This window comes from Dechloromonas sp. ARDL1, assembly GCF_051122455.1.
Classification (GTDB): Bacteria; Pseudomonadota; Gammaproteobacteria; order Burkholderiales; family Rhodocyclaceae; genus Azonexus.
Genome location: NZ_CP168939.1, coordinates 684,524 through 699,066 on the forward strand (window position 1 = coordinate 684,524; position 14,543 = coordinate 699,066).

The following is a 14,543-nucleotide window of genomic DNA, read 5'->3' on the forward strand; positions in this document are numbered from 1 at the left end:
TGTGAAAAAAAGTATTTTCAAAAGCCTGTATGTCCAGGTCCTGATTGCCATTGCCCTCGGCGTGGCACTTGGGCACTTCTATCCGTCGGCCGGTGCCGACATGAAGCCGTTGGGCGACGCCTTCATCAAGTTGATCAAGATGATCATCGCCCCGATCATCTTCTGCACCATCGTCGTCGGTATCGCCGGTATGGAAGACATGAAGAAGGTCGGCAAGACTGGCGGTTATGCCGTGCTGTACTTCGAAGTGGTCAGCACCATCGCGTTGATCATCGGCCTGATCGTGGTCAACGTCTGGGCGCCGGGTTCGGGGATGAATGTCGATCCCGCATCGCTTGATACCAAAGGGCTCGACAAGTATGTCGGACCGGGCAAGATGCAGTCGACGACCGATTTCCTGATCAACATCATCCCGACCAGCGTGGTCGATGCCTTTGCCAAGGGCGACATGCTGCAGGTGCTGTTCTTCTCCATCCTCTTCGGCTACGCCATGCATGCGTTTGGCGAGCGCGGCAAGCCGGTGTTCGAGTTGATCGAAAAACTGTCGCACGTGTTGTTCGGCATCGTCGGTGTGATCATGAAGGTGGCCCCGATCGGCGCTTTCGGCGCCATGGCCTATACCATCGGCAAGCACGGTGTCGGCAGCCTGGTTCAACTGGCCAACCTGATGGGCGCCTTCTATCTTACCTGCGTGATTTTCGTGGTCGGCGTGCTCGGTACTATTGCCAAGGTGCACGGTTTCTCGATTTTCAAGCTGATCAGGTACATCAAGGAAGAGCTGTTCCTGGTGCTTGGGACCTCCTCGTCGGAATCGGCGCTGCCCCGCCTGATGGCCAAGATGGAAAACGCCGGTGCGCAGAAATCGGTGGTCGGCCTGGTTGTGCCGACCGGCTATTCGTTCAATCTGGATGGCACCTCGATCTACCTGACCATGGCTGCCGTGTTCATCGCCCAGGCGACCAATACGCCGATGGACCTGTCGCAGCAGATCACCTTGCTGGTTATTCTTCTGCTGACCTCCAAGGGCGCTGCCGGGGTGACGGGTTCGGGTTTCATCGTGCTGGCGGCGACGCTGTCGGCCGTCGGTACCGTTCCGGTTGCCGGTTTGGCGCTGATTCTCGGTATCGATCGTTTCATGTCGGAAGCGCGTGCGCTGACCAACTTCATCGGCAACAGCGTGGCGACCCTGGTCGTTGCCAAGTGGTGCAAGGCGCTTGACGTCGAGCGCATGAATGCCGTTCTTAACGACGAGACCGACGACGAGGCCGATAACCCGGAGCTGGTGCTGGATGATGCCCCGGATGTGGTCATTCCCCACGTGCCGCGTCCGATCGTCGAGCACCACTAGGTGTGCGATAGACCAAGACAAACCGCCGGCAAGTCCGGCGGTTTTTTTTGCCCGTTGCTTGCTAGCGTCTTGTCAGTTTCCGGTCAGCTGTGGATAACCACAATACTCAGCGATTCCTCCTTTCGTAATACTTGTATCTAGTCGTAATTTGCGACAGTTCAACTGGAGGAGAAAATATGAAGATATCCAAACTGCTTGCCGGCCTGTTCCTCTGTGCCGCTTCGCTCGGTGCCTACGCCCAGCAGCCGATCGTGATCAAGTTCAGCCATGTCGTGGCAGCCGATACGCCCAAGGGCAAGGCAGCCGAGATGTTCGCCAAGAAAGCCGCCGAACTGACCGGTGGCAAGGTCAAGGTCGAGGTGTATGCCAACTCGACCCTGTACAAGGACAAGGAAGAAATGGAGGCACTGCAGTTGGGGGCGGTCCAGATGCTGGCGCCGTCGCTGGCCAAGTTCGGCCCGCTCGGGGTCAAGGAATTCGAGGTTTTCGACCTGCCGTTCATCTTCAGTAGCTATGACGATCTGCGCAAGGTGACCAATGGCGCTGTCGGCAAGCAATTGCTGACCAAGCTCGAGCCCAAGGGTATTCGCGGTCTGGCCTACTGGGACAACGGGTTCAAGTCCTTCTCTGCCAATACGCCGATCAAGACGCCGGCCGACCTGAAGGGCAAGAAGCTGCGCATCCAGTCCTCCAAGGTGCTTGAAGAGCAAGTCCGTTCGGTTGGTGGCCTGCCGCAGGTCATGGCTTTCTCGGAGGTCTATCAGGCCCTGCAGACGGGCGTTGTCGATGGTACCGAGAACCCGATTTCCAACCTTTATACCCAGAAGATGCACGAAGTTCAGAAACATCTGACCCTGACCGAGCATGGTTATCTGGGCTATGCGGTGATTGTGAACAAGAAGTTCTGGGATGGTCTGCCGGCCGATATCCGCAAGCAGCTTGACGATGCCATGGAGCAGGCGACCCGTTACGCCAACCAGATCGCCAAGGTCGAAAACGACACGTCGCTGGATGCCGTGAAGAAGAGTGGCAAGACCGCGGTCTACGTGCCGACCAAGGAAGAGCGCCTGGCTTTCAAGAAGGCGATGGTGCCGGTCCATCAGAAGATGGAAAGCCGCGTTGGCAAGGAAGTGATTCAGGCGGTCTACAAGGACATCGGTTTCAAGCCGGACAGCCTGTAAGGTTCAAGGGAGTCACGGTCGGGGGCGAAAGCCCCCGATTTACAAACGGGGGTAACACACCATGTTAAACAAAGCGCTCAATCACCTCGAAGAGCTGCTGGTCACGTTCTTGATGGGCGCGGCCACGCTGATCATCTTCATTTCGGTGGCGCACCGCTATCTGGCCGGGGTCGATATTCCCGGTCTGCAGGACTGGCTGCTGACGCTGAATTTCAGCTGGGCGCAGGAGCTCTGCATCATCATGTTCGTCTGGATGGCCAAGTTCGGTGCTGCCTACGGCGTACGCACAGGCATCCACGTTGGCGTCGACGTCCTGATCAACCGTCTCGACGACGGTATGCGCGGCAAGTTCATCATCTTCGGTTTGCTGGCCGGTGCCTTGTTTACCGGCATCGTCGCCGCACTGGGGGCTCACTTTGTCTGGGAGAACGGGGCGCACTACGCATTTTTCAATACCTTCGGCATTCAAGCCGAAGATATCTATGAAGGGCCGACGACGCCTGACCTGGAATGGCCAACCTGGATCGTTTACAGCGCCATTCCGCTCGGTTCGTCGCTGATGTGTTTCCGCTTCCTGCAGGTCACCTGGTCCTTCATCAAAACGGGCGAGCTGCCGCATCACGATCATGGGCATGTCGATGGTCTGGAAGATGAAGTGCCACCCGTCGATTTCGACCCCTATGGCATGGACGATAACCTGCACATGAAGGACATGAAGCACACCATGGTTGGTGAACGTCGTTCAGGCGAGGAGCGTCGTCATGAGACCCTGGCGACCGCCGAAGAGCGTCGCGCCGGTGGCGAGCGCCGTCAGGCATCCGACAAGCAAGGAGACCAGCAATGAATGCCTTGGTAATTTTTGGCCTGCTGGCCATCCTCATGCTGACCGGCATGCCGATCTCGATTTCGCTCGGCCTGACCGTGTTGACCTTCCTGTTTACCATGACGCAGGTGCCGCTCGAATCGGTTGCCCTCAAGCTGTTCACGGGCATCGAGAAGTTCGAGATCATGGCGATTCCCTTCTTCATCCTGGCCGGCAATTTCCTGACGCACGGCGGGGTGGCGAAACGCATGATCAATTTCGCGACGTCGATGGTCGGTCACTGGCATGGCGGCCTCGGTCTGGCCGGCGTGCTGGCTTGTGCGCTGTTCGCCGCCGTCTCGGGTTCCAGTCCCGCCACCGTCGTGGCCATCGGTTCGATCTTGCTGCCCGCCATGGTCAAGGCCGGATTCCCGAACAAGTTCGGTGCTGGCGTCATCGCCACCTCCGGGGCGCTGGGTATCCTGATTCCGCCGTCCATCGTCATGGTGATGTACTCGGTGGCGACCAACACCTCGGTTGGTGCTCTGTTCATGGCCGGCGTCATCCCGGGCCTGGCCCTGGCGGGTGTGCTTGGTGGCGTCACCTGGTACCGTGCCAAGAAATTCAACTACCCGCGTCAGCCGAAGGCAACCTGGGGTGAGCGCTGGCAGTCCTTCCGCGCCTCGGTCTGGGGTCTGCTGCTGATCGTGGTCGTGATGGGCGGTATCTACTCCGGTATCTTCACGCCGACCGAAGCGGCGGCAATGTCTGCGGTGTATGCCTTCATCTGCGCGGTCTTCATCTATCGTGACATGAGCCTGAAGGATGTGCCGAAGGTGTTGCTGAACTCGGCCAACATGTCAGCGATGCTGCTCTACATCATCACCAACGCTGTGCTGTTTTCCTTCATCATGACCAACGAGAACATTCCGCAAGCCTTGGCCGACTGGATGCTGGGCAATGGCCTGGGCGTGATTACCTTCCTGCTCGCGGTGAATATCATCCTGTTGCTGGCTGGTAACTTCATGGAGCCCTCGTCGATCGTGTTGATTTTTGCCCCGATCCTGTTCCCGGTGGCCGTTGCGCTGGGCATCCATCCGGTGCACTTCGGCATCCTGATGGTGGTGAACATGGAAGTCGGCATGTGCCACCCGCCGGTCGGTCTCAACCTATATGTGGCGTCCGGCATCACCAAGATGGGTATCACCGAACTGACGGTTGCTGTGTGGCCGTGGCTGCTTTCGATGCTGGGCTTCCTGGTCGTCGTTACTTACTGGCCGGATCTGTCGCTGTGGTTGCCACGGCAACTGGGTATGCTATAAGGCCTCCCTTCTGGTCTTCTCGAAGCCCCGGATTCGTCCGGGGCTTTTTGTTGGATGTGCCTGTGGCACAATCGGCCGTCCTCTTCGAATCTATCTTTTCATGAAATTTGCCCTGTCGCTGATTGCGCTTGTCCTTGTCGCCCTGATTGTTCCATTTCTGCTGCCCGGGGTGGCCAAGCAGGAGGGGGTGGACCCGAACAGCAACCTGCCTTGGCAGATACAGCTGGATGGCCAGGGGGGGAGTATGGTGTTCGGACTGCGTCCTAGTGCCAGCACCTTGGCCGAAGCGAGGCAGAAGCTGGGTTGCGAGCTCGAGGTGGCGGTTATTGCCGAACCGAATGAGGCGGGGGCGCTGGAGGGGTATTGCGCCCAGGTATCGCTGGGATTCGTGATGGCGCGCGCCATCGTTACCCTGGAAGCGACGGAGCAGGCAGTCATTGCCTTGCGCGAGCGGGCCTTGAAGGCCAAGCATATGGAAAGCACGACCCGCAAGATCACCCTGCATCCGGACGATTTGCGTGCCGTCGATGCCATGCCGATCAAGGCCATCAGCATCATTCCCACGGTCAATCTCGATGAGGCGACGGTCGTGCAACGTTTTGGTCAGCCCGGTGAGCGCCTGGTGGTGTCCGAGAAGCGGGTGCATCTCCTTTATCCGGACAAGGGGCTGGATGTGATTGTCGACGCGGATGGCAAGGAATTGTTCCAGTACGTTGCGCCTCGTCAGTTTGCCTTGTTGCGCGAGCCCTTGAGGGCTGCGGTCGATCCCAATACCCCTGCTCGTTGAGGCGGGCGCTAGCGCGCCGAGTCTGCTAAAATGATCCGTTTTTCAACTGACTAGCTTTCTCGGAGCAAACCCATGGCTATCGAACGCACCCTTTCCATCATCAAGCCGGACGCCGTCAAGAAGAACGTCATCGGCCAGATCTACTCCCGTTTCGAAGGCGCCGGCCTGAAGGTCATCGCCGCCCGCATGACCTGGTTGTCCGAACAGGAAGCCGGCCAGTTCTACGCCGTGCACAAAGAGCGTCCCTTCTTCAAGGATCTGGTCTCCTTCATGACCTCCGGTCCGGTCATGATCCAGTGCCTGGAGGGCGAGAACGCCATCGCCAAGAACCGCGAACTGATGGGCGCCACCGACCCGAAGAAGGCCGACAAGGGCACCATCCGCGCCGACTTCGCCGAATCGATCGATGCCAACGCCGTTCACGGTTCCGACGCTCCGGAAACCGCTGCCGTGGAAGTTGCTTTCTTCTTCCCGGGCATGAACACCTACTCTGGCCGCTAATTTCTTTTCATGCTTAGACCGGCCGTGGCTTTGTCGACTTCGCCTTGCCGTGCAGTGTGCACTGTCTTCGGCTCGTCTTCGCGCCACGCCCGCCCTGCGCACGAAAAGAGGAAGTAAGCAATGACCGTCAATCTGCTGGATTTCGATGCCGATGGCCTGACCGCCTGGTTCGCCGAGCAGGGCGAGAAGCCCTTCCGCGCGAAGCAGGTGCTGCGCTGGATGCATCGTTCCGGCGTGGCGGACTTCGATGCCATGACCGACATCGCCAAGAGCTTGCGTGAGAAGCTCAAGGCGAGGGCGGTCGTGGCCCCGCCGGCCTTGGTGTCCGACAAACTGTCGGATGACGGTACGCGCAAGTTCCTGGTCGATGTCGGCAACGGCAATGCCGTCGAAACGGTGTTTATTCCCGAGGATGATCGCGGAACACTGTGCATTTCCACGCAAGCCGGTTGTGCGCTCGATTGCGCCTTCTGTTCGACCGGCAAGCAGGGTTTCAACCGCAACCTGACGGTGGCGGAAATCATCGGCCAGCTGTGGCAGGCCAATAATGCCCTTGGCGTCGTACATGGTGACGAACGCGTCATCTCCAACGTCGTCATGATGGGCATGGGCGAGCCGCTCGCCAACTTTGAAAATACTGTCGCCGCGCTCAAATTGATGCTCGACGACAATGCTTACGGCCTGTCGCGCCGCCGCGTCACGGTATCCACCTCCGGTCTGGTGCCGGTCATGGACCGTCTGCGCGAGGAGTGCCCGGTGGCTCTCGCCGTGTCGCTGCATGCACCAAACGACAAGCTGCGCGACGAACTGGTGCCGATTAACCAGAAATACCCGTTGAAGGAGCTGATGGCTGCCTGCCAGCGATACTTGGAAAAGGCGCCGCGCGACTTCATTACATTCGAATACACGATGATCGACGGCATCAATGATTCCGAGGGCCATGCCCGCGAACTGCTGGCGCTAGTCAGGAACGTGCCGTGCAAATTCAACCTGATTCCCTTCAACCCCTTCCCGGGTTCGCCGTTCAAGCGTTCGCCGGCGGAGCGGGTGCGCCGCTTTGCCAATATCCTGATGCAGGCCGGCATCGTTACCACGACGCGTAAGACGCGCGGTGACGACATCGATGCGGCCTGCGGCCAGTTGGCCGGGCAGGTCAAGGACAAGACGAAACGTACTTCCGGACGCGTGATTCCCTTGGTGGAGGCTCGATCATGACAATTCAATTCCTGAAACCCTGGATGTTCGGCTTCGGGCTGGCTATCCTGAGTACCCTTCCGGCACATGCTCAGCAGTACCAGTTCAATAACTCGGCTGCCCAGGAACAGAAAACGACGGATCCGCGTAATCGGGCCAGGATTCATACCGAGTTGGCGGCCCTGTATTTCCAGGCGGGCAGCTATGCGGTTGCCCTCGATGAGTTGCAAATTGCGCTGAATGCGGATTCAAGCTACTACCAGGCATACAGCATTCGTGGCTTGGTACGCACGGCGCTGAAGGAAAACGACAAGGCGGAAAGCGATTTCCGGAAAGCGCTCGACATGGCGCCGAACGATCCGGAAGTGAACAACAACTATGGCTGGTATCTGTGCGAAACCGGAAAGGAGCGCCAGTCCATTGCTTACTTCCTGAATGCGCTGAAGAGCCCGCTGTATGAAACGCCGGATCGCGCCTATACCAATGCCGGCTCCTGTGCCTTGAAGGCGGGCGATCTCGACGGGGCGCAAAACTACCTGCTCAAGGCCTTGCAACTGTCGTCCGATGGTGCCGTGCAGGCCCGGTACGAGTTGTCCAAGGTCTTTTATCGCCGCGGAATTTTTGAGGAGTCGCGCATCTATTTGAACGATGCGCTGAAGATGATGGAACCGCCGAGCGCCGAGGCGCTTTGGCTAGGGCTGCGCATCGAGCGCAAGCTGGGTAATCGTGTGGCGGAAGGTAGTTTTGCGTCGCAGTTGCGCAGTCGCTACCCGTCGTCGACGGAATATCAGGAATTCCTGAAGGGTAATTTTGAATGAACGAGCAGGTCATTGATCAGGAATCGATGAGCGATGAAACGCCCGTCGTCGTGATGGAAAAGCCGGTTGGAGAACAATTGCGTCTGGCACGCGAAGCACGGGGGCTGCAGATCGGAGATATCTCGCAGACACTCAAGCTGGGGCCGCGCCAGGTCGAGGCGCTTGAGGGGGGCGATTGGAGTGTGCTCCCGGGACATACGTTCATCAGGGGGTTTGTGCGTAACTATGCGCGCCTGATGCAACTCGACCCGACGCCCATGATGGCGCAGCTCGACCGGATACTGGAAAAGCCGGTCAGCAATCTGGGCATGCAGAATACCGGCCCGGCCCCCATGCCGGATAGCGGCGGCTCGGGCGCCTCTCGTCGCGACCGGCAGTTCGTATTGCTTGGCGTCGGTCTTGTCGTTCTGGCTGCTCTGGCCTATACCTTGATGCCGGCGGATCTGTCGGCCTTGCGTACGACGGTGCAATCGCTGCTGGACTCCTTTGCACGTAAGGAAGTTGCGGAACAGGCTGCCGTGCCTGCGGCACCTTCGTCTCAGCCTGCTCAGGCAAATGAGCCTGTATTCCCGCCGGGGACAACGCAGCAGCAAGTCATGTATCCGCAAGTCCTGGCCCCGGCCGAAACGCCGGCAGCCCAAGCGCCTCAGGGAGCGGCAAGCCCGGAGTCGGTCCAGGCGCCCGCAGCAGCGAATGCGGCACCACAACTGCGTTTCCTTTTCGACAAGGAATCCTGGATCGAAGTGCGTGATCGTGACAACAAGGTTGTTTTCTCCCAGCGAATCGCTGCTGGGGCCGAGCAGGTCGTCTCCGGGCAGGGGCCGCTATCGCTGACCGTTGGCTATGCACCGGGCGTTCGCTTGTTCTGGCGCGGTCAGCCGGTTGATCTGGTACCACACACCAAGGGCGATGTCGCCCGCCTCGTTCTGGAATAGTCCGTGAGTGCTGTTAGCAAGCGCCTGACCCGCGCCACCCGTATCGCGCATGTTGGAATCGGCGGTGCCTCGCCGGTCGTTGTCCAGTCGATGACCAATACCGATACCGCCGACTACCTGGCTACAGCCATCCAGTGCGCCGAGTTGGCGCGTGCCGGATCGGAGCTGGTACGCATCACGGTCAATACGCTGGAAGCCGCGGCCGCTGTGCCGAAGATTCGCGATCATCTCGACAAGATGAACTGCAACGTACCGCTGATCGGCGACTTCCACTACAACGGCCATCGCCTGCTCACCGAGCATCCGGCCTGTGCCGAGGCGCTGGCCAAGTACCGGATCAATCCGGGCAATGTCGGCTTCGGCAAGAAGAAGGACGAGCAGTTTGCCCAGATGGTTGAGCTGGCTTGCCGCTACGACAAGCCCGTACGCATCGGCGTGAACTGGGGTAGCCTCGACCAGGAATTGCTGGCCCGCATCATGGACGAGAACAGCAAGCGCAGCGAACCGCTCGACGCCACCGAAATGATGCGCCACGCGATGGTTACCTCGGCGCTCGAATCGGCAGCCAAGGCCGAAGAGATCGGTCTGGCGGGCGAAAAGATCATCCTGTCCTGCAAGGTGTCGAGCGTACAGGACCTGATCGCCATCTACCGCGAATTGGCGAAGCGTGCCGATTATGCCCTGCACCTCGGCCTGACCGAGGCGGGCATGGGCTCCAAGGGTATCGTTGCCTCGACGGCAGCCCTGTCCGTGCTACTGCAGGAAGGCATCGGTGATACCATCCGCGTGTCGCTGACGCCGGAACCGGGCGGCTCGCGGTTGCAGGAAGTCATCGTCGCCCAGGAAATCCTGCAGACCATGGGCCTGCGCGCCTTCACGCCGATGGTGGCGGCCTGTCCCGGTTGTGGTCGGACGACCAGCACCTTCTTCCAGGAACTGGCTGGCGAGGTGCAGGACTTCGTCCGCGCCAGGATGCCGGAGTGGAAACTGCACTACGACGGTGCAGAGAACATGACGCTGGCCGTCATGGGCTGCATTGTCAATGGCCCGGGCGAGTCGAAGCACGCCAATATCGGCATTTCGCTGCCGGGTACCGGCGAAGCCCCGTCTGCACCGGTCTACGAGGACGGCGTCAAGACAGTGACGCTGAAGGGCGACAATATCGCCAGCGAATTCAAGGACATCATCGAGCGCTACGTCCAGCGCACCTACAAGAAGAAACTGCAAGCATGAGTCAGACTCTCCAGTCCGTGCGCGGGATGAACGACATCCTGCCGGACGAAGCCGAATTCTGGGAACTATTCGAGGACACCATCCGTTCGTGGCTCAAGAGCTACGGCTATCGCCCGATCCGCATGCCCATCGTCGAGCCGACGCCGCTCTTCAAGCGTGCCATCGGAGAGGTGACCGATATCGTCGAGAAGGAAATGTATTCCTTCGAAGACAGCCTGAATGGCGAGCAGCTGACGCTGCGCCCAGAAGGGACCGCCGGTTGCGTGCGCGCCGTCATCCAGCACGGCCTGGCCAATCAGGTGCCGCGCCGTTTGTACTACATCGGCCAGATGTTCCGCCACGAGCGCCCGCAGAAAGGCCGTTACCGCCAGTTCCACCAGGTTGGCGTGGAGTCCATCGGCTTTGCCGGGCCGGACATCGACGCCGAAATGATCCTGATGGGTGCCCGCCTGTGGGCCGACCTTGGCCTCGACGGCATCGAACTGCAGATCAACAGCCTTGGTCAGTCCGAAGAGCGCGCCCAGCACCGTGCGGCGCTGATTGCCTATTTCGAGGAACACGCCGAGATTCTCGACGAGGACGCCAAGCGCCGCCTGTACACCAACCCGCTGCGCATCCTCGACACCAAGAACCCCGCGCTGCAGGATATGTGTGCTGCGGCGCCGAAGTTGATCGACTATCTTGGCGAAGCCTCGCTGGCCCACTTCGAGGGCGTCCAGCGCGTGCTGCGCGATGCCGGCGTGCCGTTTGTCATCAACCCGCGCCTGGTGCGCGGTCTCGATTACTACAACCTGACCGTCTTCGAATGGGTCACCGACAAACTCGGCGCTCAGGGCACTGTCTGTGCCGGCGGTCGCTATGACGGCCTGGTCGAACAACTGGGCGGCAAATCGACCCCGGCCTGTGGTTTCGCCATGGGTGTCGAGCGCCTCATCGCGCTGATCAAGGAGTCGGGCGGCGAACCGGCCAGCCCGGCGCCGGATGTCTATGTCGTCCATCAGGGCGATGACGCGGCACGCTTGGCCTTCCGTGTTGCCGAGGGTCTGCGCGACCAAGGTATCAACGTGCTGCTGCACTGTGGCGGCGGCTCCTTCAAGTCGCAGATGAAGAAGGCCGACGGCAGCGGTGCCACCTTCGCCGTGGTTATCGGTGACGACGAGGCGGCCACCGGCGAAGCCCAGTTGAAGTCGCTGCGCGAAGAGGGCGTGGAACAACGTAAACTGAAAGTCGATGACCTGGCCGAAGCCATCATCGGCCAATTGATTGATTCGGACGAAGAGGAATAAGCAGCATGGCGCATTACGACCTCGAAGAACAGGAACAGATAGACACCCTGAAAACCTGGTGGAAGATGTATGGCAACCTTGTCACCGGGGTGGTCATGGCTGCTTCGCTGGCTGTAGTCGGCTGGCAGGGGTGGAACTGGTATCAGGGTGGCCAGTCGGCCAAGGCAGCGGCAGTCTATGGTGTTCTCGAACAGGCGGCTGCCGTGGGTGATGCTCAGAAAGTGAAGGCAGCTTCTGCTGAGCTGGCCGAAAAATTCGGTCGCACCACCTATGCCGCACTGGGCGCCATGGTTGCCGCCAAGCAGTCTTTTGACGCTGGCGATCTGAAGACTGCCAAGACTCAATTGGCCTGGGTTGCTGAAAATGGCAAGAACGAAATTCGTGATCTCGCCCGTCTGCGTCTGGCTGCCGTGCAGCTTGACGAACAGGCTTACGATGAAGCCCTGAAGCAACTTGAAGCTGGCCATGCGGCAGCGTTTGATACGCGCTTCCTCGAACTGAAGGGTGATGTGCTCACCGCTCAGGGGAAAAAGGCCGAGGCGCGCGCTGCCTACAAGTTGGCACTGGAGAAAATGACCGACAAGCAGTCGGCTGGCCGCGAACTGCTGCAGCAGAAGCTCGATAGCTTGGGCGAGGCTGCCTGATGTCGCGCCGCATTGCTGCCTTGCTTGCCGCCGCCGGCCTCTTGCTGGGCGGCTGCGCTACTATTTCCGACGGTCTGGATGCGATCAACCCGTTTTCCAGTTCAGCACCCAAAATGCCGCCACTGACGCCGATCAAGACAACTGCGGATATCCGTATGCTGTGGTCAGCCAACGTTGGAAAAGCCGGAGACTATGTCTTCACGCCAGCCGTTGTCGAGGGCGCGGTGTACGCTGCTAGCGCCAAGGGAACGATCAGCCGGATAGAGGATGGCAAGGTTGTCTGGAAAATTGATGCCGGGCAGCCCTTGTCGGCAGGGGTGGGTGCCAATAGCAAGTTGGTCGTGGTAGGAACTCCGAAGGGAGACGTTCTGGCCTTTTCTTCCGACGATGGCAAGCTTGCCTGGAAGACCAAGGCGTCGAGTGAAATTCTCGCTGCTCCGGTGGTCGGCGACGAAGGCGTTGCCGTGAAGAGTGGTGACAATCAGGTATTCCTGTTCGATGCCCTCGATGGCGGTCGAAAGTGGGCCTACCAGCGTGCAACCCCGCCGCTTTCCGTGCGTAGCGCCGGGTCGCCGGTTTTTGCCGATCGCTATCTGTTTGTTGGTTACCCTGGCGGCAAGTTGGTCGCGCTCGCCTTGCAGAACGGTGCACCGGTCTGGGAGGGGGCGGTCGCTTCACCCAAGGGGGCAACCGAACTGGATCGCGTTGCCGATGTTGTGGCTACGCCGGTGGTCGACAGCCGCCAGATTTGCGCCGTGGCCTTCCAGGGGAGGGTCGCCTGCTTCGACATGGGGCAAGGCGGTGCCATGGTCTGGTCGCGTGACATTTCGTCGGTCAGCGGTCTGGTCATGGATGGTCGTTATCTGTTTATCACCGACGACAAGGGGATCGTTTACGGCCTGGATCGCCTGTCCGGCAGCAGCCTGTGGAAGCAGGATAAGCTGAAGAACCGCCGTTTGTCGGCACCTGTCATTCGTCGTGGCCTGGTGACCGTGGCGGATGGCGAAGGAATCATCCACTTCCTCTCGCGTGAAGATGGCAGCTTCGCAGCACGCCAGAAAACCGATGGCACGCCGGTTCGCGCGCCGCTGCAAGCGTTGGGTTCCGCTGTGCTGGTGCAAACCACCGGTGGCGATGTCCGCGCATTCGAGGTGCAATGAAACCTACGCTCGTTCTGGTTGGCCGTCCCAATGTCGGCAAGTCCACGCTGTTCAACCGCCTGACCAAGTCGCGCGACGCCATCGTCGCCGACATGCCGGGCCTGACTCGCGATCGCCACTACGGTCATGGCAAGCTGGGCAAAAAGCCTTATCTGGTTGTCGATACCGGCGGTTTCGAACCGCTGGTCAAGGATGGCATCCTCCACGAAATGGCTCGGCAGACCGAGCAGGCGATTGCCGAAGCCGATGCCATCATTTTCGTTGTCGATGGTCGTACCGGCCTGACGCCGCACGACAAGGAGATCGCCAACAAGCTGCGCCGCATCGATCGCCCTGTCTTTGTTGCGGTCAACAAGGCTGAAGGTATGAATGCCGGCATGGTCGAGGCTGATTTCCATGAGTTAGGGCTGGGCGAACCGAACGCCATTTCTGCTTCGCATGGGGAAGGTGTCCGCGGGTTGGTCGAAATGGCGCTGGAGAGCTTTCCCGAACCGGAAGATGATGAATGGCATTCGGACGCCGTTCGGGTCGCCATTGTCGGTCGTCCCAACGTCGGCAAGTCCACGCTGATCAACACCTTGCTCGGCGAAGAGCGTGTCATCGCCTTCGATGCCCCGGGTACGACCCGGGATTCCATCGAGATCGATTTCGAGCGCGGCGGCAGCAAGTATGTGCTCGTCGACACGGCCGGCATGCGCAAACGAGGCAAGGTTTTCGAGGCAATCGAAAAGTTCTCGGTGGTCAAGACCTTGAAGTCCATCGAGGATGCCAATGTCGTGATCCTGATGGTCGATGCCCAGGCCGATGTATCCGACCAGGATGCCCATATTGCCGACTTCGTCGTGCAGTCGGGGCGGGCTCTGGTCGTTGCCGTCAATAAGTGGGATGGCCTGGATGCCTATACCCGCGAGCAGACTCGGCAGATCCTGCAGCGCAAGCTGAAATTCCTCGATTTCGCCAAATTTCACTTCGTATCGGCCCGTGAGAACATCGGTCTAGGGAATCTCTTCAAGTCGGTTGATGCGGCTTACTCGGCGGCCATGGCGAAGATGTCAACGCCGCGCCTGACGCGCGTCCTGATTGATGCTGTCGCCAAACAGGCCCCGGCCAAGCACAACATGTTCCGGCCCAAGCCACGCTATGCGCATCAGGGCGGTTCCAACCCGCCAATCATCGTTGTGCACGGTAATGCGGTGGATCACATCACCGATAGTTACCGCCGTTATCTCGAACATACTTTCCGCGAGGCGTTCAAGCTGCAGGGAACGCCGTTGCGCATCCAGTTTGTGGCAGCGAAGAACCCGTTTGCCGACAAAGACAAGAAATAATCTG

14 protein-coding genes are annotated in these 14,543 nt (G+C 59.7%); all 14 read left to right on the top strand.

Annotated elements, in window-relative coordinates:
* Nucleotide 1 precedes the first annotated feature (1 nt).
* The 14 genes from AB6Q56_RS03315 to der all read left to right on the top strand — a co-directional run bounded on the left by AB6Q56_RS03315 (nt 2) and on the right by der (nt 14,539).
* Entirely contained in the window at nt 2-1,348 is a 1,347-nt protein-coding gene (locus AB6Q56_RS03315) for a dicarboxylate/amino acid:cation symporter (protein WP_434515767.1), read from the top strand.
* Between the two features lie 176 nt (nt 1,349-1,524).
* Nucleotides 1,525-2,529 (top strand): TRAP transporter substrate-binding protein, encoded by a 1,005-nt coding sequence (locus tag AB6Q56_RS03320; protein WP_434515768.1) that lies wholly within the window; start codon nt 1,525-1,527, stop codon nt 2,527-2,529.
* A gap of 61 nt (nt 2,530-2,590) precedes the next feature.
* Nucleotides 2,591-3,373 (top strand): TRAP transporter small permease, encoded by a 783-nt coding sequence (locus AB6Q56_RS03325; RefSeq protein ID WP_434515769.1) that lies wholly within the window; start codon nt 2,591-2,593, stop codon nt 3,371-3,373.
* Nucleotides 3,370-4,653: a TRAP transporter large permease gene (locus tag AB6Q56_RS03330; RefSeq protein WP_434515770.1), complete on the top strand. Its 1,284-nt coding sequence runs from the start codon at nt 3,370-3,372 to the stop codon at nt 4,651-4,653. The genes AB6Q56_RS03325 and AB6Q56_RS03330 overlap by 4 nt, the downstream gene beginning before the upstream one ends.
* 100 nt (nt 4,654-4,753) lie before the next feature.
* Complete coding sequence (locus AB6Q56_RS03335) at nt 4,754-5,440, top strand: hypothetical protein (protein ID WP_434515771.1); 687 nt, start codon at nt 4,754-4,756, stop codon at nt 5,438-5,440.
* Between the two features lie 72 nt (nt 5,441-5,512).
* Nucleotides 5,513-5,941, top strand: coding sequence for a nucleoside-diphosphate kinase (ndk, locus tag AB6Q56_RS03340; protein ID WP_434515772.1), 429 nt, complete (start codon nt 5,513-5,515; stop codon nt 5,939-5,941).
* Between the two features lie 120 nt (nt 5,942-6,061).
* Complete coding sequence (gene rlmN / locus AB6Q56_RS03345) at nt 6,062-7,156, top strand: 23S rRNA (adenine(2503)-C(2))-methyltransferase RlmN (protein ID WP_434515773.1); 1,095 nt, start codon at nt 6,062-6,064, stop codon at nt 7,154-7,156.
* Nucleotides 7,153-7,953: a type IV pilus biogenesis/stability protein PilW gene (pilW, locus tag AB6Q56_RS03350; protein WP_434515774.1), complete on the top strand. Its 801-nt coding sequence runs from the start codon at nt 7,153-7,155 to the stop codon at nt 7,951-7,953. Before rlmN ends, pilW begins: the two co-directional genes overlap by 4 nt.
* Nucleotides 7,950-8,888, top strand: coding sequence for a helix-turn-helix domain-containing protein (locus tag AB6Q56_RS03355; RefSeq protein WP_434515775.1), 939 nt, complete (start codon nt 7,950-7,952; stop codon nt 8,886-8,888). Before pilW ends, AB6Q56_RS03355 begins: the two co-directional genes overlap by 4 nt.
* A 3-nt stretch (nt 8,889-8,891) precedes the next feature.
* On the top strand, nt 8,892-10,121 hold the full coding sequence (gene ispG, locus AB6Q56_RS03360) for a flavodoxin-dependent (E)-4-hydroxy-3-methylbut-2-enyl-diphosphate synthase (protein ID WP_434515776.1): 1,230 nt from the start codon (nt 8,892-8,894) through the stop codon (nt 10,119-10,121).
* On the top strand, nt 10,118-11,407 hold the full coding sequence (gene hisS, locus AB6Q56_RS03365) for a histidine--tRNA ligase (RefSeq protein WP_434515777.1): 1,290 nt from the start codon (nt 10,118-10,120) through the stop codon (nt 11,405-11,407). The genes ispG and hisS overlap by 4 nt, the downstream gene beginning before the upstream one ends.
* 5 nt (nt 11,408-11,412) lie before the next feature.
* The gene (locus tag AB6Q56_RS03370) at nt 11,413-12,051 is read left to right on the top strand and encodes a YfgM family protein (RefSeq protein WP_434515778.1); all 639 of its coding nucleotides are present in this window, start codon (nt 11,413-11,415) and stop codon (nt 12,049-12,051) included.
* A complete protein-coding gene (gene bamB / locus AB6Q56_RS03375; RefSeq protein ID WP_434515779.1) occupies nt 12,051-13,211 on the top strand; it encodes an outer membrane protein assembly factor BamB in 1,161 nt (386 codons plus the stop codon). Before AB6Q56_RS03370 ends, bamB begins: the two co-directional genes overlap by 1 nt.
* Nucleotides 13,208-14,539: a ribosome biogenesis GTPase Der gene (der, locus tag AB6Q56_RS03380; RefSeq protein WP_434515780.1), complete on the top strand. Its 1,332-nt coding sequence runs from the start codon at nt 13,208-13,210 to the stop codon at nt 14,537-14,539. Before bamB ends, der begins: the two co-directional genes overlap by 4 nt.
* Nucleotides 14,540-14,543: the final 4 nt, after the last annotated feature.